At 74.4% G+C, this 19,152-nt stretch carries 19 protein-coding genes; 10 read left to right on the forward strand and 9 right to left on the reverse strand.

Annotation, left to right across the window (positions count from 1 at the left end; all coding sequences use genetic code 11):
* Positions 1-104 precede the first annotated feature (104 nt).
* Both EDF32_RS00225 and EDF32_RS00230 read right to left on the reverse strand, forming a co-directional pair.
* Positions 105-638, reverse strand: coding sequence for an Hsp20/alpha crystallin family protein (locus EDF32_RS00225; protein ID WP_123306534.1), 534 nt, complete (start codon positions 636-638; stop codon positions 105-107).
* A gap of 181 nt (positions 639-819) precedes the next feature.
* Positions 820-2,172, reverse strand: a complete 1,353-nt coding sequence (locus EDF32_RS00230) for an NAD(P)/FAD-dependent oxidoreductase (RefSeq protein WP_233565580.1) — start codon at positions 2,170-2,172, stop codon at positions 820-822.
* Between the two features lie 220 nt (positions 2,173-2,392).
* Between EDF32_RS00230 and EDF32_RS00235 the strand changes: the two genes are divergently transcribed.
* The 5 genes from EDF32_RS00235 to EDF32_RS00255 all read left to right on the forward strand — a co-directional run bounded on the left by EDF32_RS00235 (position 2,393) and on the right by EDF32_RS00255 (position 7,571).
* Positions 2,393-3,739, forward strand: coding sequence for a ScyD/ScyE family protein (locus EDF32_RS00235; protein WP_123306535.1), 1,347 nt, complete (start codon positions 2,393-2,395; stop codon positions 3,737-3,739).
* A gap of 86 nt (positions 3,740-3,825) precedes the next feature.
* Entirely contained in the window at positions 3,826-5,031 is a 1,206-nt protein-coding gene (locus EDF32_RS00240) for a toxic anion resistance protein (protein WP_123306536.1), read from the forward strand.
* Between the two features lie 4 nt (positions 5,032-5,035).
* Entirely contained in the window at positions 5,036-6,139 is a 1,104-nt protein-coding gene (locus tag EDF32_RS00245; protein ID WP_123306537.1) for a DUF475 domain-containing protein, read from the forward strand.
* Positions 6,140-6,176: 37 nt separating this feature from the next.
* Positions 6,177-6,674, forward strand: a complete 498-nt coding sequence (locus tag EDF32_RS00250) for a hypothetical protein (protein ID WP_123306538.1) — start codon at positions 6,177-6,179, stop codon at positions 6,672-6,674.
* 114 nt (positions 6,675-6,788) lie between these two features.
* Positions 6,789-7,571, forward strand: coding sequence for an Ig-like domain-containing protein (locus EDF32_RS00255; RefSeq protein ID WP_123306539.1), 783 nt, complete (start codon positions 6,789-6,791; stop codon positions 7,569-7,571).
* Between the two features lie 54 nt (positions 7,572-7,625).
* On the opposite strand, the gene EDF32_RS00260 is transcribed toward EDF32_RS00255, so the two are convergent.
* Positions 7,626-8,411, reverse strand: a complete 786-nt coding sequence (locus EDF32_RS00260) for a spermidine synthase (RefSeq protein WP_123306540.1) — start codon at positions 8,409-8,411, stop codon at positions 7,626-7,628.
* A gap of 20 nt (positions 8,412-8,431) precedes the next feature.
* The gene (locus EDF32_RS00265) at positions 8,432-10,465 is read right to left on the reverse strand and encodes an MFS transporter (protein ID WP_123306541.1); all 2,034 of its coding nucleotides are present in this window, start codon (positions 10,463-10,465) and stop codon (positions 8,432-8,434) included.
* Between the two features lie 107 nt (positions 10,466-10,572).
* Between EDF32_RS00265 and EDF32_RS00270 the strand changes: the two genes are divergently transcribed.
* The 3 genes from EDF32_RS00270 to EDF32_RS00280 all read left to right on the forward strand — a co-directional run bounded on the left by EDF32_RS00270 (position 10,573) and on the right by EDF32_RS00280 (position 12,370).
* The gene (locus EDF32_RS00270; protein WP_123306542.1) at positions 10,573-11,277 is read left to right on the forward strand and encodes an MOSC domain-containing protein; all 705 of its coding nucleotides are present in this window, start codon (positions 10,573-10,575) and stop codon (positions 11,275-11,277) included.
* 131 nt (positions 11,278-11,408) lie between these two features.
* The gene (locus EDF32_RS00275) at positions 11,409-12,134 is read left to right on the forward strand and encodes a DsbA family protein (protein ID WP_233565583.1); all 726 of its coding nucleotides are present in this window, start codon (positions 11,409-11,411) and stop codon (positions 12,132-12,134) included.
* Positions 12,131-12,370: a hypothetical protein gene (locus EDF32_RS00280; protein ID WP_123306543.1), complete on the forward strand. Its 240-nt coding sequence runs from the start codon at positions 12,131-12,133 to the stop codon at positions 12,368-12,370. The genes EDF32_RS00275 and EDF32_RS00280 overlap by 4 nt, the downstream gene beginning before the upstream one ends.
* A 118-nt stretch (positions 12,371-12,488) precedes the next feature.
* Here EDF32_RS00280 and EDF32_RS00285 read toward each other — a convergent pair whose 3' ends face one another.
* The 4 genes from EDF32_RS00285 to EDF32_RS00300 all read right to left on the reverse strand — a co-directional run bounded on the left by EDF32_RS00285 (position 12,489) and on the right by EDF32_RS00300 (position 15,494).
* Complete coding sequence (locus tag EDF32_RS00285) at positions 12,489-13,334, reverse strand: aldo/keto reductase (RefSeq protein ID WP_123306544.1); 846 nt, start codon at positions 13,332-13,334, stop codon at positions 12,489-12,491.
* Positions 13,335-13,459: 125 nt separating this feature from the next.
* Complete coding sequence (locus tag EDF32_RS00290; RefSeq protein WP_233565584.1) at positions 13,460-14,461, reverse strand: DNA-3-methyladenine glycosylase; 1,002 nt, start codon at positions 14,459-14,461, stop codon at positions 13,460-13,462.
* A gap of 5 nt (positions 14,462-14,466) precedes the next feature.
* A complete protein-coding gene (locus EDF32_RS00295; protein WP_123306580.1) occupies positions 14,467-15,063 on the reverse strand; it encodes a ribonuclease H in 597 nt (198 codons plus the stop codon).
* 62 nt (positions 15,064-15,125) lie between these two features.
* Positions 15,126-15,494 carry an FKBP-type peptidyl-prolyl cis-trans isomerase gene (locus EDF32_RS00300; protein WP_123306545.1) on the reverse strand — a complete coding sequence of 123 codons (369 nt, stop codon included), beginning with the start codon at positions 15,492-15,494 and terminating at the stop codon, positions 15,126-15,128.
* A 95-nt stretch (positions 15,495-15,589) separates the two neighbouring features.
* Here EDF32_RS00300 and EDF32_RS00305 point away from each other — a divergent pair, with 95 nt between their 5' ends.
* Positions 15,590-16,714, forward strand: a complete 1,125-nt coding sequence (locus tag EDF32_RS00305; protein WP_123306546.1) for a VIT1/CCC1 family protein — start codon at positions 15,590-15,592, stop codon at positions 16,712-16,714.
* 138 nt (positions 16,715-16,852) lie between these two features.
* On the opposite strand, the gene EDF32_RS00310 is transcribed toward EDF32_RS00305, so the two are convergent.
* Positions 16,853-17,605 carry an endonuclease/exonuclease/phosphatase family protein gene (locus EDF32_RS00310; RefSeq protein ID WP_123306547.1) on the reverse strand — a complete coding sequence of 251 codons (753 nt, stop codon included), beginning with the start codon at positions 17,603-17,605 and terminating at the stop codon, positions 16,853-16,855.
* 96 nt (positions 17,606-17,701) lie between these two features.
* On the opposite strand from EDF32_RS00310, the gene EDF32_RS00315 reads away from it, so the two are divergent.
* Positions 17,702-19,054, forward strand: a complete 1,353-nt coding sequence (locus EDF32_RS00315) for an MFS transporter (RefSeq protein ID WP_370449867.1) — start codon at positions 17,702-17,704, stop codon at positions 19,052-19,054.
* Positions 19,055-19,152 lie beyond the last annotated feature (98 nt).

Here is a 19,152-nt window from a genome sequence, read left to right on the forward strand (position 1 = left end):
GGCCCCCCCCCCCCCCCCCCCCGCCCCCCCCCCCCCCCCCCCCCCCCCCGGCCCCCCCCCCCCCGGGCCCCCCCCCCCCCGTCTCGGCGGGAGGAGGTCCTGCGTCAGGCGGCCGTCGTGACCTCGATGCGCTGCGGTGTCGTGCCCGCGTAGGCGCCCGCGACGGTCAGCGTCAGGACGCCGGCGTCGTAGGTCGCGCGGACGGCGTCGCCGTCGACCGGGCGCGGCAGGGTGACGACGCGCCGGAACGCGCCGTAGCGGACCTCGCGGACGCGGGCCTGCCGGCCGGAGCCCTTTGCGGACCGGTCCTCGGTCTGCTCGTCCTCCTGAGCGGCGTCCTCGTGCGGGGTGCCTTCCGGTGCGTCGCCCTCGGCGCCCGCGGCCTTCTCGGCGAGGAGGTCCCTGCGCTCGCCGCGGACGACGAGCCGGCGCCCCTCGACCTCGACGGTCACGTCCCGCGCCGGGTCGATCCCGGGCAGGTCCAGGCGGACGACGACGTCCTCGCCGTCGCGGTACAGGTCGGCGGCGGGGGAGGCGGGGCCGCGCGGGGCGGAGGTGGCGGCGCCGCGGGGCGTCCACAGGTCGCGGACGAGGCGGTCGATGTCGCCGAACGGGGTACGGACGAGTGTGGTGCTCATGGTGTCCTCCATCGTGGTGTGCTGATGTCTGACACAACATGAGCCGACCCGACTCAATTTCCGATCCGGCTTCGCCCTGGGAGAACGGCCCCACCCGCCCAGGAGGACCCCGCCGAGAAGTCGAATTCGGCCCCTGGATTCGAAGAATCAGGGGCCGAATTCGACTTCTCGGCGGGGAGGGTCAGTCCTTGCCGGGCTTCGGCGGGCGCACCGTCGGCACGTCGCCGACGATCGGCACCGGGCGCCGGTGGAACGGGAACCCGTACCGCGTGACGAGCCCCGCGAGCGTGGTCAGCCGGTTGCGCCCGCCCATGAGCCCCATGATGTGCACGAACAGCCACAGCAGCCAGGCGATGCCGCTGGTCACGGGCACCTTCCCGAAGAGCTGGGCGATCGCCGCGCGCCGCCCGATGATCGCCATCGTGCCCTTGTCGAGGTAGTGCAGCGGCGTCGTCCGCCCTCCGGCGACGAGCGCGGCGATGTTCTTGCCGACATGCCCGCCCGCCTGGATGGCCGGCTGGGCGAGCTGCGGGAGGTCGTCGGGCGAGATCGAGACGTCGCCCACCGCGTAGACGTCGGCCACCCCCTCGACCCGATGCTCGCGGTCGACGCGGATGCGGCCGCCGTGGCCCAGCGGCAGGCCCCAGCGCTCGACCTCGGGGTGCGGGTGGACGCCCGTCGCCCACACGGTCAGGTCGGAGGGGATGCGCGTCCCGTCGGTGAGCTCGACGGCGTCGGGGTGCACGGCGGCGACGCCCGCGCCCAGGCGCAGGTCGACGTCCCGCCGGCGCAGCTGTGCGGCGCCGTAGCGGCGCAGGCGGGGCAGGAACGACTTGAGCACCTCGTCGCCGCGCTGGACGAGCGTCACCGAGAACGCGTCGCCGTCCACCTCCGGGTAGGCGGGGCGCAGGCCCTGGTCGCGCAGCTCCGCGAGCGCCCCCGCGACCTCGACCCCCGTCGGGCCGCCGCCGACGACGACCACCCGGAGCCCGTCGTCCGTCCGCGGCGTCGAGGCGGCCACCTCGAGGCGGACGAACAGGGTGTCGCGGATCTTCAGCGCCTGCGAGCGCGAGTACATCGCGAACGCGTGCTCCTTGGCCCCCGGCGTGTCGAAGTAGTTCGTGGTGACGCCGTTGGCGAGCACGAGGTGGTCGTAGTGCACCACCTCGTCGTTGAGCAGCGTGATGGTCCGCGCCTGCGCGTCCACGCCGACGAGGTGCTCGTGCACCACGCGGACGTTGGGCTGGCGGTGGTGCAGGCTGCGCAGGAAGTACGTGACGTCGCCCGGGTTCAGCCCGCCGGACGCGACCTGGTAGAGCAGCGGGTTGAAGGTGTTGTAGATCCGGCGGTCGACGAGCGTGACCCGCACGGGCGCGTCGGCCAGCGCGCGGACGCACGCCACCCCCGCGAACCCGCCGCCCACGACGACGACGTGCGGGACGCCGTCGGGCACCTCCGGGACGGAGCCGGACCGCGCTGCTGCATCCTCCTGCGCGAAGGGCTCCGAGAGCCCGGGTTCTGCCTGCTCGCTCACCGATACCTCCTCCTCGACGGGGCCGTGCGCCCCTGCTCACGCTAGGTGAGCGGTGCCGGCCTCGCGCCCGCGAGGGGCGTCCGGCGGGCTGTCCGGTGCGTCACGTCGGAGAAAAACTGTGATCTGTGTCACGAACCTACCCCGTCGACCCTCCCTCGGTGTGCCGCCCCCACGGCGGCGGGCACCGTGCCCTCTCACGGGTCAGATCCCGAGGTGAACCATGCACAGACGCCTGTCGCTCTCCGTGGTCGTCGCCGCCGCGTCGCTCGCCGTCGCCGCGCCTGCCACCGCAGCGCCTTCTGCCGCCGCGCCCCCGGCGGCACACTCTGCCGCCGCCCCCCAGCTGTCGCACACCCAGCGCGCGTCCGGCTGGGACGACGGACCCGGCAGCCCGGGCCGCTCCTCGTGGGCGCGGCACGCGCCGCGCACCTGGACCCACGGCTGGTCGTTCGGGCACCCGTCGCGCACGCCGTCGGCCGGCACGCCGACGACGCTCGCGACCGGCCTGGTCGGACCCCTGAGCCTGGCGGTCGGGCTCGACGGCGTCTATGTCGCCGACAACTTCGCCGCGAGCCTGCTCAAGGTCCGCTCCGGGAAGGCGCCCACGACGCTCTACTCCTCGCCGCAGGTCGAGGGCATGAGCGGCGAGGTCGGCGCCGTGTCCGTCGGGCTCGGGAGGGTCGTGTTCGCGGAGTCCTACGCGGCCGCCGAGGGGGGCCCGCCGGCCGACGCCGAGGACGCCCAGGACCCGGGCACCGACGAGGGCGCGGGCGACGACGCTCCGCCGTGGAGCGCCACGCTCCAGCAGGTGGACCTGCGGGGCAAGGTCAGCCAGGTCGCCGACCTGGGCGCCGCGGAGATCCGCACCAACCCGGACGGGAGCACCACCTACGGCTTCCTGGACGCCTCGCCGCAGTGCGCCGCGCAGTTCGAGGCCGCGGGCCTCGGGCCGCTCGTCGCGCCGGGGGAGGTGTACTCCCACCCGTTCGCGTCCCTCGTCCTGCCGGGACGCACCATCGTGGCCGACGCCGGCGCGAACGTCCTGTGGAACGTCGACGGCCGGGGGAGGGTCACCCCGCTCGCGGTGCTGCCGCCGCAGCGCTACGCCCTCTCGTCCGCGACGGCGCAGACGTACGGCGTGCCCGCCTGTGCCGGCCAGACCTACACCGCCCAGCCCGTGCCGACCGACGTCGAGCTCGGCCCGGACGGCTGGCTGTACGTCTCGCTGCTGCCCGGGGGCCCCGAGGACACCGGCGCCCACGGCGCCGTCTACCGGGTGAGCCCGTCGACCGGGAGGGCGGTCAAGGTCGCCGGCGGGTTCACCGCGGCGACGGACCTCGCCGTCTCGCTGCGCGGCGACGTCTACGTGGCCGAGCTCTTCGGCGACCGCATCTCCGTGGTCCCGCGGGGGTCCTCGACCCCGCAGGAGCTGCTCGGCGTCAGCCAGCCGGGAGCCGTGGAGTGGACGCCGCTGGGCCTGTACGCGACGACGGACGCGCTCGGTGCGCTCTTCTCCCCGCCGGGGACGCCGCCGTCGGCGAAGGTGGTGAGGATCCCGCTGCGCTGAGCCCGGGGTGCGCAACTATGCTCGGGACGTCGCCGCGCGAGCCGGTTCGCGCGGCGCGTCCCGCCCCCGGACCGAGAGGCCCCCCGATGTCGACGAGCAGCGGACCCGCCGCAGCCCAGCCCGCCCCCGCGGAGCCGCTGGTCCTCGAGGCCCCCGCCGCCGCGCCGCGCGTCTCGCGCGAGCAGGCGGCCGCGACCGTGGCGGCGCAGCAGCCGGACGGCGCCGCGGCGCAGCAGCACCGCGCCGCCGAGGCGAAGGCCCAGGTGCTCGTCGCCGAGCTCTCGGCGATCGACCCGCGGTCGCCGGAGTTCGCGGAGAAGATCAAGACCGTCTCGGCGCTGGGCGACGAGGAGATCCGGGCGTCCGCGGAGGTCTCCAACCGCATGCTCGACCGCCCGGCCGCCCAGTCGCGCGAGTCGAGCGCGCAGTCCAAGGTCAGCGCGACGCTCGTCGAGCTGCGCCAGACCGTCACGGAGCTCGACCCGAACCGGGCCGACCTCACGGGCGTGAAGAAGCTGCTGAAGTTCCTGCCCGGCGGCGACGCCGTCGACCGGTACTTCGCGAAGTACCAGTCGGCGCAGTCCCAGCTCGACGCGATCATCCGCGCCCTCGCGTCGGGCCAGGGCGAGCTCCTCAAGGACAACGCCGCGATCGAGCTCGAGCGCAACCGGATGTGGGAGGCGATGAACCGCCTCGGCGAGCTGAAGGTCGAGGTCGAGGCGCTGGACGTCGCGGTCTCCGCGAAGATCGCCGGGCTCCGCGCCGCCGGGGACGCCGAGTCCGCCCAGGCGCTCGAGGCCGACGTCCTCTTCGCCGTCCGCCAGCGTCACCAGGACCTCATGACGCAGCTGGCCGTGGCCGTCCAGGGCTACCTGGCGATGGACCTCGTGCGCAAGAACAACCTCGAGCTGGTCCGTGGCGTGGAGCGCGCGCAGACGACGACGGTCTCCGCGCTGCGGACCGCCGTGATCGTCTCGCAGGCCCTCGGCCAGCAGAAGCTCGTGCTCGACCAGGTCTCGGCCCTGAACTCCACGACGAGCAGCCTCATCGAGTCGACCTCCCAGCAGCTGCGCCAGCAGGGTGCCCAGATCCAGGAGCAGGCGGCGAGCAGCACCGTCGAGGTCGGCCGGCTCCAGGCGGCGTTCGAGAACGTCTACGCCACGATGGACGCCATCGACACCTTCAAGGTCCAGGCCAACGACGCGATGGCCGTGACGATCGGCGAGCTCGAGCAGCAGCTCGCCCAGGCGAGGCCCTACGTGGATCGCGCTCGACGCTCCGTCGACGGCTGAGACGGTGGGGACCTTCCGATTCTTCCGCTGGGACGCGCTCGTCCTGGTCCTCGCGCTCGTCGTCGCCTACCTCTACGAGGGGTGGACGGCGGTCACGCTCGCGATCATCCTCATCGTCGTCGAGGTGGTCTTCTCCTTCGACAACGCGGCGGTCAACGCCAAGTACCTGGCCCGCCTGAACCCGTTCTGGCAGCGGATGTTCCTCACGGTGGGCATCCTCATCGCGGTCTTCGGGATGCGGCTGGTCTTCCCGTTCGTCATCGTCAGCGTCTCCGGGCACATCAGCCCGGGCGAGGCGTTCACGCTCGCGCTCGAGAAGGGCGACCCGACCGAGCCGGGAACGTACGGCTACATCCTCAACGAGGCGCACCCCACGATCGCCGCGTTCGGCGGGATCTTCCTGCTCATGCTCTTCCTCGACTTCGTGTTCGACGCCGAGCGCGAGGTCACCTGGCTGAGCTGGGTCGAGCGTCCGCTGCAGAAGGTCTCGCGCCTCGGCTCGCTCCCGGTGATCGTCGCGGGGATCGTGCTGCTCGTCTCGGCGCAGGTGCTGGCGGAGCCGCAGGACCGCGGCCGGGTGCTGTTCGCCGGGCTCGCGGGCCTCGTCGTCTACCTGGCGGTCAACGGGCTGGCGACCGTCATGGAGGCCAAGGAGGAGCAGCGCGCGGCCGAGGCGGACGAGGCCGCACGCAGCGCGGCGGGCTCCGGGACGGGCGTCGTCCAGCTCGCCGGGCGGGCAGCCTTCTCGATGTTCGTCTTCCTCGAGGTCCTCGACGCGACCTTCTCGTTCGACGGCGTCATCGGCGCCTTCGCGATCACGCCCGACCCGCTGATCATCGCGCTCGGCCTCGGGGTCGGCGCGCTCTTCGTGCGGTCGATGACCATCTACCTCGTGCGCCGCGGGACCCTGTCGGAGTACCGGTACCTGGAGCACGGCGCGCACTGGGCGATCGGCACCCTCGCGGTCCTGCTCCTGCTCACGCTGCGGCTCGACATCCCCGACGTCGTCATCGGCGTCGCGGGGCTCGCGTTCATCGTGACCGCGTGGCTCGGCTCCGCGCGCGCCAACCACCGCGATGCGCGTGCCGCGGACCGCGCCGGGGCGTAGGTTCCGGCTCAGCACACCCATCTCAGGAGGAACGCCCGTGAGCACCCCCCAGTACCCGTCCCAGCCCGGCGAGCAGCCCCCGCGCCCGGCGCAGGTCCCGCCCGTGCAGGTCCCGCCCGTGCAGGTCCCGCCACAGCAGCTCGCCCCCCAGCAGTTCGCCCCGCAGCCGGTCCAGCAGGTCCCGGTCCAGCCGGCGCAGCCCGTCTACGCCGAGTCCGAGGTCGACCGGGCGCGTGCCGAGCAGCTGCGCCAGCAGACCGCGGACGAGGCCGAGCGGGCCCGCGCCGAGCGGCAGTCCGCGGGGGTGGCGCCGGCCGTCACGGGGTTCGTGCTGGCGGTGATCGCCCTCATCGTCCACCAGACGTCGGTGCCGGACGCGGTGACGATCGTCGTCGCGGCGATCGCGCTGATCGTCTCTCTCGTGGGACTGGCGAAGTCGATCTCGCTGTCGGTGATCGGCGTCGTCTTCGGGGTGCTCGGCACCGTCGGCGCCGTGTGGGTCGGCTGGGCGGCGACGCAGTCGCTGATCGGCTGACGCCGTCCGCGTGGGTGAAGTCCCGCGCGGGCGGTGTCGCGCCGCGCGCCGACGCCGTAGTTTCGGCGCGTGGACGCCGGCACCACCGCCGCCGGCGCTGACCGAGGAGTGCCCATGAGAGCCCGTTCCGTCGTCCCCGCCGTCGCCGCCGCCTGCCTGGCGCTCGCCGGCTCCCTCGTCGCCGTCCCCGGCGCGGTCGCCGTCTCCCCGGCCGCCGTGAGCGCCGCCACCGTCGACACGGCCACCGCCGACGCGACCGCCGACACGACCGCCGACGCGAAGCCCGGCAAGCCCCCCAAGATCACGATCACGTCCCCGCGCACGACGACGACCGTCGTCGGCGCCGTCACCGTGACCGGCCGGGCGAGCGACGACCACGGGCTGGACGGCGACCAGGTCTACGTCTACCTGCAGCCGCGCACCACCGCGGGCGGGTGCGGCCCGGCGGCCGCGTACACGACCACCCCGGTCGTGGACGGGGAGTGGACGACGACGTTCGCGTCCGGGTCCGCGCCGGACGGCACCTACTGCGTCGCTGCGATCGCCATGGACACGGCGGGCCAGCAGACCTACACCTCGCGCCAGTGGCTGATGCTCAGCGACGGCTCGCCGCGGCTGGTGAACCTCTCGGCCCGCTCGCAGTGCGACGCGAACGGCGTCGCCTCCGTCGCGGTCTACGCGGTCAACGGTGAGCAGGTGCCGGTGGACGTGCGGATGACCACGCCGTACGGCGAGAAGAAGGTCACCTCGCTCGCGCCGGGCAAGGCCGCGTACGTCTTCACGCAGTCCGGGGAGCCGAAGGTCGCGAAGGGCACGGCGACCGTGTCCGCGTACTACTGGGACGGCGTCGGGCACCACGAGACCTACACGCTGCCCTACGCCAAGGTGAGGTGCTGAGCTGACGCCCGGTCTCCCGCGGGAGGCCGGGCGTCGGCGTGGGGCGGCGCCGGCTCAGGCCCGGACGCCGGCCCTGGTGCCCGCGCTGCCGAGATAGACCGTGTTGGTCGCGGGTCGGCCCTGCAGCGGGTTCTCGAAGGTCACCACCCGGGCGGCGCTGTCGGTGAAGACCCGAGCCATCGTGGCGAGGAACTCGTCGTCCGGCGGGTCGTTGGACCAGAGCGCGAAGACGCCGCCCGGCCGGAGCACGTCGCGGACCTGCGCCAGGCCCTCGGCGGTGTAGAACGCCTCGTTCTGCGGTGCGAGGACGTGCCGCGGCGAGTGGTCGATGTCGACGAGCACGGCATCGCACCACCGGTCGTCCGTGTCCGGCCAGAAGCCCTCGCCCGCGGCGGCCAGCGCGAAGAAGTCGCCCTGCACGAGGCGGCAGCGGGGGTCGCGGGCGAGTCCCGCACCGAGCGGCACCAGGCCCCGGCGGTGCCAGTCGATCACCGGCTGCAGGGCGTCGACCACCGCGAGCGCGGCGACGTCGGGATGGTCGAGGACGGCGCGCGCGGTGTAGCCCAGGCCCAGACCGCCGACGACCACCTCGAGGCCACGTCGGCCCGCCAGGCGCTCGAGGGCGACGTCGGCCAGGGCGACCTCCGCCTCGACGAACAGGCTGGACATGAGGAAGTCGTCGTCGATCTTGACCTCGTGGATCTCCTGCCCGGTCACGGGATCGATCCGACGCCGGAGGCTGATCGCGCCGATCGCCGTCTCCTGCCAGTCGAGCTCCTCGAACCGACGTCGTCCGGGCCGAGTGTGCCGGCGGGGGGCCGGGTCGGGAAAGTCGGTCACGCCACGCTCCTTCGCCGGGCTCAGGCCGACGCGTACGCCGACCGCGGCGGGTCCTCCGCGTGCAGCCGGTCGGTGAGCTCGGAGACGATCTCGTCGATCTCCGGCTCCTTCTCGCCCGGCCAGCCCTCGATCAGCGCACGCAGCCGGACCCGCTCGTTCTCGCGCAGCGCCTCGGCGGCTGCGTGCCCCGCATCGGTCGCGGTGACCGTGTCGCCGTCGACGGTCACCAGGCCACGCTCCTCGAGCGCCGCGGCCACGCCGGTCACCACCCCGGTCGAGGCGCCCGAGCGCTCCGACATGGTCTCGACCGAGCGCGGACCCTTGAGGGACGCGCGCGTGACCATCCAGCACTCCTCGGGCGTCAGCCCCGAGTCCGCGGCGAGGATGGCGTAGGTGCGCAGCGGGTCCTGGCGCCCGACGCGCTGCCAGAGCAGCAGCCGCAGCTCCTCGGCCGACGTGCGCCCGGACGGCAGCGCGAACGTGTCGCCGGCAGCGACTCCCGCGGCCGTGGCGACCGACTCGTGCTCGTCCGTGTCCTTCGCCGCCGTGCGCAGCGTGACCTCGGGGAGCAGCCAGCTGAGCAGGAACGCGATCGCCGCCACCGGCACCGCCCACAGGAAGACGATGTGCAGGGCGTCGGCGTACCCGTCGAGGAACCAGTCCTGCACGTCCGGCGGGCACTGGGCCAGGCCCGCGGTGGACTGGGCCAGCGCACCCGGCCCGCACGGACCGGCCGCGTCGCTCGGGATGCCGCTCGCCACGTTGGACGCGAGCTGGTTGGCGAACACCGTGCCGAACACCGCGACGCCCACGGACGAGCCGATGGTCCGGAAGAACGTGGTGCCCGAGGTGGCCGTGCCGAGGTCGCGGTACTCGACCGCGTTCTGTACCGCCAGGACCAGCACCTGGGTGACCATCCCGAGGCCGGCACCGAGGACGAACATGCTCACGCCCGACTCGAACGTCGTCGTGTCCCGGTCCATCAGGGAGAGCAGGTAGAGCCCGACCGTGGTGATCGCCGTGCCGAGGATCGGGAAGATCTTGTACCTGCCCGTGCGGGAGATGATCTGCCCGGAGCCGATCGACGTGATCAGCAGCCCGAGCATCATCGGGGTCATCTCGAGTCCGGACTCCGTCGGGCTGGAGCCCTTGACCTGCTGCAGGTACAGCGGCAGGTAGGTGATCGCCCCGAACATCGCGAAACCGACGACGAACCCGATGATCGCCGCCATGGTGAACACGCGGCTGCGGAAGAGCCGCAGGGGCAGCACGGGCTCCGGCGCGCGCTGCTCCACGAGCACGAACGCGACGAGCGAGACGACGAACAGCAGGCTCAGGCCGTAGACCTGCACGGAGCTCCAGCCCCACGTGGTCCCGCCGAGGCTCGTGACGAGGACGATCGACGTGGCCATGACCGCCAGGAGGATGATCCCGGCGTAGTCGATCTTCGGCTTGTACGTCGAGGTGATCTTCGGCAGGACGGCGGCGACCACGATCAGCGCGACGATGCCGATGGGGACGTTGATGTAGAAGACCCAGCGCCACGACAGGTTGTCCACGAAGAATCCGCCGAGCAGCGGTCCCGCGACCGAGGAGACGCCGAACACGGCGCCGAAGAAGCCCTGGTACTTGCCGCGCTCCCGGGGCGAGACGACGTCGCCGATGATCGCCTGCGAGAGCACCATCAGCCCGCCGCCGCCGATGCCCTGGACGGCGCGCCAGGCGATGAGCTGGCCCATCGTCTGCGACGTGCCGGAGAGGATCGAGCCGACAAGGAAGATCAGGATGCAGATGATGAACAGCACCTTGCGCCCGTAGAGGTCGCCCAGCTTGCCCCACAGCACCGTCGTCGCCGTCGACGCCAGCATGTAGGCGGTGACCACCCAGGACAGGTGCTCGGCGCCGCCGAGGTCGGAGACGATCGTCGGCAGCGCGGTGGCGACCACGGTCTGGTCGAGCGCCGCGAGCAGCATCGCGAGCATGAGGCCCGCGAAGATGGCGAGGATGCGCCGCTGCGGCAGCTGGGTGGTGGGCTCTGTTGCCTGCGTGCTCATGCGGCTCCCTCGGCGTGTCGGGTTCGCGGAGCCCAGCAAGGGGCCTGTCGGCAGCGTGCCACCAACCGGCCCGGACGGCAGCCCGAACGGGTGGCAGGATGCTCGCCATGGTCGCCTCCTTCTCCGTGCCCGACGACGTCCCCTGCCCCGCCGGCGAGCTCCTCGCCGTCTGCCGCGTCGCCGCGCTGCTGCCCGATCCCGGGACCGTCGGGATCACCGCGATCGACAAGCGACCTGTCGACGGCCGCGTGCGCGTGGGGACCTTCGGGCTCTATGCGGACGTCCAGGCGGACCGGGCGAACCACGGCGGCCCGGACCAGGCGGTCTATGCGTACGCGCAGGAGGACGCGGACTTCTGGGCCGCCGAGACCGGACGCGAGGTCCCGGCCGGCCTGTTCGGGGAGAACCTGCGGGTGCGGGGCCTGCCGGTCTCGCGGGCGGTGGTCGGCGAGCGGTGGCGGATCGGGTCCGCCGAGCTCGAGGTGACCGTGCCGCGCGTGCCGTGCGCGACCTTCCAGCGCCGGATGGGCGAGGAACGCTGGGTGCGCCGGTTCACCGAGGCGAACCGCACCGGCGCGTACCTGCGGGTGGTCTCGAGGGGCGACGTGGGCGCGGGGGACGCGATCGTCGTCGTCCACCGCCCGGCCCACGGGGTGACGATCGCGGACTGGTTCGGGGCGCGGGACGCCGCGGTGCGGGCCGGGCTCGGGGAGCGGCTGCTCGCGGCCGACGCCGCCGGGGACGTGACCCTGGCGGACGAGCTGCGCGGGCTGGCGGCGGCCGCCGTGGGCGCGACGGCGGCGCACGGCTGAGCGCGCCGCCCCCCGAGTTGTCAGACTCTCGCTCCGCCAGAGGCGAGCGAGAGTCTGACAACTCGGGGCGGCGGGCCCGGGGGCGGCGGCCGACCGAGGAATAGCCGCGGCCCGGGCCGGGTTCGACCGGTGTGACCTCCCCGATCTCCCCGACCCCCGCCGCGGCCGACGGCGCCGCGCAGCAGCCCTTCGACCGGCACCCCGGACCGCCCGTGCGGGTCGACGTCTGGTCCGACGTCGCCTGCCCGTGGTGCTACATCGGCAAGCGCCGGCTCGAGACCGCGATCGCGGCGTTCGACGGGGAGGTGAGCGTCGAGTACCACGCCTTCGAGCTGAGCCCCGACACCCCCGAGGACTACGCGGGCAGCACCACCGAGTACCTCTCGCAGCGCAAGGGCATGCCGGCCGACACGGTCGAGGAGATGCTCGCGCACGTCACGCGGCTCGCCGCCGACGAGGGGCTCGCCTACGACTTCGACGCCGTCAAGCACCGCCGGACGCTCAAGGCGCACCAGCTCGTCGCGTTCGCCAAGGCGCGCGGGCGGCAGGCCGAGGTCAAGGAGCGCCTGCTGCAGGCGTACTTCGAGCAGGGCCGGGACGTCGCCGACATGGACGTGCTCGCCGAGGTCGGCGCCGAGGCGGGGCTCGACCCGGCTCAGGTCCGCGAGGCGCTCGAGTCGGACGCGCTGCTGCAGGACGTCGTCGCCGACATCGAGCAGGCGCGCCGGCTGGGGATCCAGGGGGTGCCGTTCTTCGTCGTCGACCAGAAGTACGGGATCTCCGGCGCGCAGACTCCCGAGACGTTCGCGCAGGTCTTCGACCAGGTCCTCGCCGAGCGTGCCGAGGTGGCGTCGTGACCGCGGACCCGGCCGAGAACACCACCACCGGAACCCCCACGGCTGAGGTCTCCACCGCCGGAGCCACCACCGCCGAACGCGTCATCGGTGGGTCGAAGACGCCGGATCGGCCGACGGATGACGCGTTCGGCGGTGGTGGGGCGGCTGCGCCGGCCGCGCCCGCGCAGACCCTGCCCGCGTTCGTCATGGTCGGCGGCGACGCGCCCGTCTGCACCGACGGCGTCTGCGACGTCTGAGCCGACCGTCCCGGGACACGGGTCCCGACGTGCGGCGAGGCCCGGACCACCGGTGGGTGGTCCGGGCCTCGCCGCGCCCGGGCGCCCTGCGCCCGGGCGCGGCTGCCGACCGGCGGGATCAGCTCGGCACGTAGTTGAACGTGTCGGGATCGCCGCCCTGTCGCGCGCCGCGCTCGAGGCCGGCCATCGCGGCCATGTCGTCCTCGGTCAGCTCGAAGTCGAACAGCGCGAAGTTCTCGCGGACGCGCTCGGGCGTCACGGACTTCGGGAACACGACGTCGCCGCGCTCGGTGTGCCAGCGCAGCACGACCTGCGCGGGGCTCTTGCCGTGCGAGTCGGCGATCCGGCCGATCACCGGGTCGTCGAGCACCGCGCCCTGCGCGATCGGCGACCACGCCTCGGTGATGATCTCGTGCTGGGCGTTGAAGGAGCGCACCTCGTCCTGCTGGAAGTACGGGTGCACCTCGATCTGGTTCACCGCGGGCACGATGGTGCCGCTCGCGTGGATCTTGCGCAGGTGGTGCGGCTGGAAGTTCGAGACGCCGATCGCCTTGGCGCGCCCGGAGCGGTAGATCTCCTCCATCGCGCCCCACGTCTCGGTGAAGTCGCCGACGTCGGGCAGCGGCCAGTGGATGAGGAACAGGTCCACGTAGTCGCTGTCGAGCGCCTCGAGGGTCGCGTCGAAGGCCGTCGCGGCCGCCTCGGGCTCGTGGAAGCCGTTGTTGAGCTTGCTGGTGACGAACACGTCGGAGCGGTCGAGGCCGGAGGCCTTGATCGCCTGCCCGACGCCCTCCTCGTTGCCGTACATCTCGGCGGTGTCGATGTGGCGGTACCCCGTCTCGAGGGCCGTGAGCGTCGCTGCCCTGGTGTCCTCCGGCGGGATCTGGAAGACGCCGAAGCCGAGCTGCGGGATCTGGACGCCGTTGTTGAGGGTGATGCGGGGGACTGCGGACTCTGCGGACATGCGCGACCTCCTGAGTCGTTCGTGCGGTAGTTCCAACGTGGCACCTCCGGCGCTCCGACGCGAACTCTCGGGCCCGGGTTCGCGGTCAGCGATATCGGGAATGCGTCTCCCGGGGGCTCGTGGCGTCAGTTGCGCCGGTGGTCCTGCAGCGGCATCCGGGGCCCTCGACGCGGCGGCCGGGCCTGGCGGGCCGCGCGCAGCAGCAGGACCACGCGATAGCGGTGCGGCGCGTAGGGCGCCAGGAGCTCGAGCATGCGGGCGTCGTCGGCGGGGACCGCGCCGGGGCCCGGGCCGCGCGGCGCCCCGCGGTCGCCGTCGAACGACCAGATCACCGCCTTGGCCAGGTGATAGTCGCCCACCGAGACCGCGTCGGCGTCCCCGAGCGCGCGCTGCGCGACCTCGGCGGCCGTCCACGGTCCGACGCCGCGGACCGCCTGCAGCCGGGCGTGCGCGGCGGGCAGGGGCAGCCGCACGCACTCCTCCAGCCGCGCCGCCCGCCGTGCGCACTCGACCGCCGTGCGGGCGCGCCCCGGGTCGACGCCGGCCCGGTGCCAGTCCCAGCCGGGGATCGCCGCCCACGTCGCCGCATCGGGCGTCACGCGCATCCCGGCGGGAGCCGGCCCGGGCGCCTGCGCCCCGAACCGCTCGAGGAGGCGCCGCCACGCGGAGAACGCCTCGGTGCCGACCACCCGCTGCTCGAGCACGGCGGGCACGAGCGACTCCAGCACGCGGCCCGTGCGCGGCACGCGCAGCCCCGGGTGGCGACGGTGGGTCTCGGCGAGCTGCGGCGGCGGCACGAAACCGGCCGCGTCGTCGTCCTCCCCGAGCAGCCCCGGCAGGGCGGCCGCGGCCTCCCGCGCTCCCGGGCCCCACACCTGCCCGACGACGGTGCGCGCGTCCGCCTGCAGCAGGCGGTAGGTCGCGGGACCGGTGGGCAGGAGGGCGGTGCGCCACAGGGCGCCGTCGGGCGTGCGGCGCTGGACCGGGTCGTAGGCGCCCCGGGCGAGCGGGTGCAGCGTGCCGTGCAGCTCGAGGGGGCGGGCCGAGACGTGCTCGACCCGGAGGCCGTCCGCGGCCCCGTCGTCCGGCGTGCCCTGCGCGCCCGCCGTACCCGCCTCGCCCGGCACGGTCGCTAGTCCCAGAGGGTGCCGGTGGACCACGCGGGCTCGGCGGCGTGCCGGGCAGGAGAGGCGGCGGCGTGCTCCGACGCGCGCTGGCGGTGCGCCCGCGGCCGCCGGGACGTGGCGCCCTCGACAGTGGGCGACGGCGCGCCGAGCACCGCCTCGACGTCGCCCCGGCCCGCGAGCCAGTCCTGGGCGGCGAGCCCGGCCAGCTTGTCGGCGCGCTCGTTGAACGGGTTGCCCACGTGGCCGCGGACCCAGCGGAAGCGCACGGGCCCCTCGCGGCCGCTGATCGCGGTGTCGATCGCCTGGACCAGCTCGAGGTTCTTCACCGGGCTGCCGCTCGCGGTGCGCCACTTCTTGCGGCGCCAGCCCTCCAGCCACTCCGACGCGCACTTGATGGCGTACTGGGAGTCGGACTCGATCATCAGCGGCTCCGGGCCCGGGTGGGCGCGCACCGCCTCCAGCAGGGCCGTGAGCTCGGCGACCTGGTTGGTGCCGCTCGCATACCCGCCGGAGTCGAAGGTGCCGTCGTGGTTGATCCACGCCCATCCGGTCGCGCCGCCGGGGTTGCGCAGGCAGGAGCCGTCCGTGCTGACTGTGATCACGCCCTGCATTGTGCCCGACGCCGGTGACAGGGCGGCACCGGCGTCGGGCTTCGGCGTCGGCGTCAGCGCGTGCCGAGCAGGTCGATCACGAAGATGAGCGTCTTGCCGGAGAGCCGGTGCCCCGCGCCCGCCGGTCCGTAGGCGAGCGACGGCGGCACGACGAGCCGGCGCCGTCCGCCGACCTTCATGCCGGGCACGCCGCGCTGCCAGCCCGGGATCAGGCGCTGCAGCGGGAACTCGATGGGCTCGCCGCGGCTCCACGAGGAGTCGAACTCCTCGCCGGAGTCGTGCTCGACCCCGAGGTAGTGGATGGTCACGGTCGCGCCCGGCTGCGCCTCCTCGCCCTCGCCGACGACGAGGTCGACGATCTCCAGGTCGGTGGGGGCGGGGCCCTCGGGGGCGTCGATCTCGGGCTTCGTCAGGTCGGTCATGAGCCGATCCAACCCTGCCCGGGGCGCTCGCGGCAAACAGGCGCGAGTTGGGCGAGCCGAAGTCGGTCCGTGCGGCGGGTCGGGAGAATGGCGGCATGACGACCCCCGACGACCCGCGCCCCGGGCCGCCCCGCCCCGGGCCGCCCCACCGTCCGGCGCCCCCGAGCGCGCGGGACCTGCGCCGGTGGCGCGGGCACCTGGCCGACGAGCGCGCCGAGGCGGCCGTGTACCGCGACCTCGCGAGCCGGCGCACGGGCGAGGAGCGCCAGATCCTCCTCGCCCTCGCGGCGGCGGAGAAGCGGCACGAGGACCACTGGCTCGAGCTGCTCGGAGACGACGTCGGGTTCCCGCGCCGCGGTGACGCGCGCACCCGGGTGCTCGGCTGGCTCGCGCGCCGGTTCGGCGGCGTGTTCGTCCTGGCGCTGGCCCAGCGGGCGGAGTCGCGCTCGGGGTACGACGACGAGGACGACGCGACCGCCGCGATGGTGGCCGACGAGCGGATCCACGAGGAGGTCGTGCGGGGCCTCGCGGCCCGCGGGCGCAACCGGCTCTCCGGGACGTTCCGCGCCGCGGTCTTCGGCGCCAACGACGGCCTCGTCTCGAACCTCGCGCTCGTGCTCGGCATCGGCGCCTCCGGCGTCAGCAGCGCCACCGTGCTGCTGTCCGGCGTCACCGGGCTGCTGGCGGGGGCCCTGTCCATGGCGGCGGGGGAGTTCGTCTCGGTGCGCTCCCAGCGCGAGCTGCTCGAGGCGTCCAGCCCCAGCGCTGCGGCCACGGCGTCGCTGCCGGACCTCGACGTGGACGAGAACGAGCTCGCGCTCGTCTACCGGGCGCGCGGCATGAGCCCGGACGACGCGGAGGTCCACGCCGCCGACGTCCTCGCCAACTTCTCGGCCACGACGCAGATCGCGCCCGCCCTCTCGGAGGAGGACACCGAGACGCACGGGACGGCGTGGGGCGCGGCCGTGTCGAGCTTCTTCTTCTTCGCCTCGGGCGCCCTGATCCCCGTGCTCCCCTACCTCCTCGGGCTCACGGGGACGACGGCGGTGCTCGTCGCGGTCCTCCTCGTCGGGCTGGCGCTGCTCGCCACGGGCGCCACCGTGGGCCTGCTCTCGGGGACGGCGCCGCTGACGCGCGCGCTGCGCCAGCTCGCGATCGGGCTCGGCGCGGCGGCGGTCACCTACGTCCTCGGCCTGGTGTTCGGCGCGACGGTCGGCTGACCCGCCGACGGCGACGCCCCTCGCGCCGAGGGCGACGCCTCTCGCGCCGAGGGCGACGTTCCACGGCCGGAACCGCCCCTCAGCGGGCGCGGAACGTCGCCCTCGGCGAAGGGCAGGTCGCCGTCGGCGGAGGGCGCGTCACCCTCGGCGGCCGACGACGACGTCGACCACCAGCGCCCGGTGGTCGCCGACCCCCGTGGCGAGCGCCCGGGCAGGACCGGCGGCGCGCACGTCGCCGTCGGCCAGCACGTGGTCGATCTGCGCGCGCGGCCGGTGCCCCGGGTACGTCGGCGCGGCCGCGAGGCTGCGCCAGCCCGTGATCTGCTCCGGCACCGGCGGGCGCAGGTTCAGGTCGCCCAGCAGCACGAGCGGACGCGGCAGTCGCTCGGCCCACACCCGCAGCACGTGCAGCTGGTCGGTGGTCCGGGGCCGCACCACCGACAGGTGCGTCGCGACGACGGTGAGCGGGCCGTCGTCGGTCGCCAGGACGGCGGCGAGCGCGGCGCGCGGCTCGTCGCGCACCACGCGCCAGAACGGAGGCCGTCGCGTTCGCCGCACCCGCGGCAGCCGCAGCGCGGGCAGGTGCAGCTCGTGCCAGGAGGTCACCGGGATCCGGCTGACGATCCCGATCCCGTAGCCGCGGCGCGTCGCCACGAAGCGGTGGTCGACGGCGTCGGCCGCCTCGGCGGCGTGGGCCAGATGGTCGGCCCGGCCCGAGCGGCGCCGTCCCTGCTCGATCTCCTGGAGCGCGACGACGTCGGCCCCCAGCGAGGCGACGGCGTCGCGGTAGCGCGCGAGGTGCAGCGCGTGGTCCCGGGGGCCCGGCGGAAGACCGGGCCCGGGAACCACCGCGGGCCGGCCGTGCTGGACGTTGAACGAGGCGAGGCGCACGGACCCACTGTCCCCGGAGCGCGGCCGGCTGTCGACGGCAGGACGCGCCCGGGCGCCCGGGCGGCCCGCACGGCGCGCGAACTACCCTGGACCCTCGTGCCCCGCATCCCCACCGGCCTCCTCGTCGACACCACCCCCTTGCGCGTCTCCCCGTCGTACCGGCGCCTGTGGTGGGGCCTGGGCGTGTCGAACCTGGGGACGCAGCTGACGGTCGTCGCGGTCGGGCTGCAGGTCTACGAGCTGAGCCGCTCGACGCTGGCCGTCGGGGTGCTCGGTATCTGCGCGCTCGTGCCGCTCGTGGCGCTCGGCCTGTACGGCGGCGCGCTCGTGGACGCCTACGACCGCCGGCGGGTGGCGCTGGTCTCGGCGTTCGTCCTGTGGGGCGTGACGGGGCTGCTCGCGACGCAGGCGTGGCTCGGCCTCGACTCCGTCGGCGTGCTCTACGGGCTGGTGGCGCTGCAGTCCGCCGCGTCGGCCGTCCACAACCCCGCGCGGACGGCGATCATCCCCCGGCTGCTGGACCGCCGGCTGGTCCCCGCGGCGAACTCCCTGAGCACGCTCGCGTGGAACGTGGCGCTCACCGTCGGGCCGCTCGCCGGCGCGAGCCTCGTCGCCGCCTGGGGGTACGCGCAGGCGTACACGATCGACGCGGCGCTGTTCACGGCCGCGCTGTGGGCGGTGTGGCGGCTGCCCGCGATACTGCCCGAGACGTCCCCGGCCGCCCCGGCCGAGGCCGGGGCCGGGGCCGGGGCCGACCTGTCCGACCCCGCCCCGTCCCGGCGCCGCGGGGTCGGCCTGCGCTCGGTCGTCGAGGGCCTGCGCTACCTGGCCACGCAGCCCAACGTGCGCACGACGTTCGTCGTCGACCTGGCCGCGATGGTGCTCGCGATGCCGCGCGTCCTGTTCCCCGCCGTCGGCGTCGTCTACCTGGGCGGCGGGGAGGTGACCACCGGCGTGCTCACGGCGGGGATCGCCGCCGGCGGCATCCTCGCCGGGCTGTTCTCCGGCGGCCTGACGCGCGTGCGCTGGCAGGGCCGGGTGATCGCGTGGGCGATCACGGCGTGGGGGCTGTGCGTGGCGCTGTTCGGCGGGACGCTCGTCGTCGCCGGGCGCACGACGCCGGACCAGGTGCTCGTCGTCGCCCTCGTCGTCGCTTTCCTCGCCCTCGTGGGTGCGGGCGCCTCGGACGCGGTGAGCGCCGTCTTCCGTCAGACGATCCTGCAGACCGCGACGCCCGACGCGATGCGCGGGCGGCTGCAGGGCGTGTTCATCGTGGTGGTCGCGGGCGGTCCGCGGCTCGGCGACCTCGTGCTCGGCGGCGACGCCTCGCTCGTGGGCGAGGGATGGGCCGCGGTGGTCGGCGGCCTGCTGTGCGTCGCCGTGCTGTGGTTCGTGGTGCGGCGCCAGCCGGGCTTCTGGGCGTACGACGCCCGCGACCCCCAGGCCTGAGGCCCCTGAGGCCCCTGAGGCCCCTGAGGCGCAGATCACGCGTCGCGATCGTCACGCTTTCTCTACCAGGCGATCGCAGGTCCGCGACGCTACCGTGC

The sequence above is a fragment of the Cellulomonas sp. PhB143 genome (genome assembly GCF_003752595.1).
Classification (GTDB): domain Bacteria; phylum Actinomycetota; class Actinomycetes; order Actinomycetales; family Cellulomonadaceae; genus Paraoerskovia.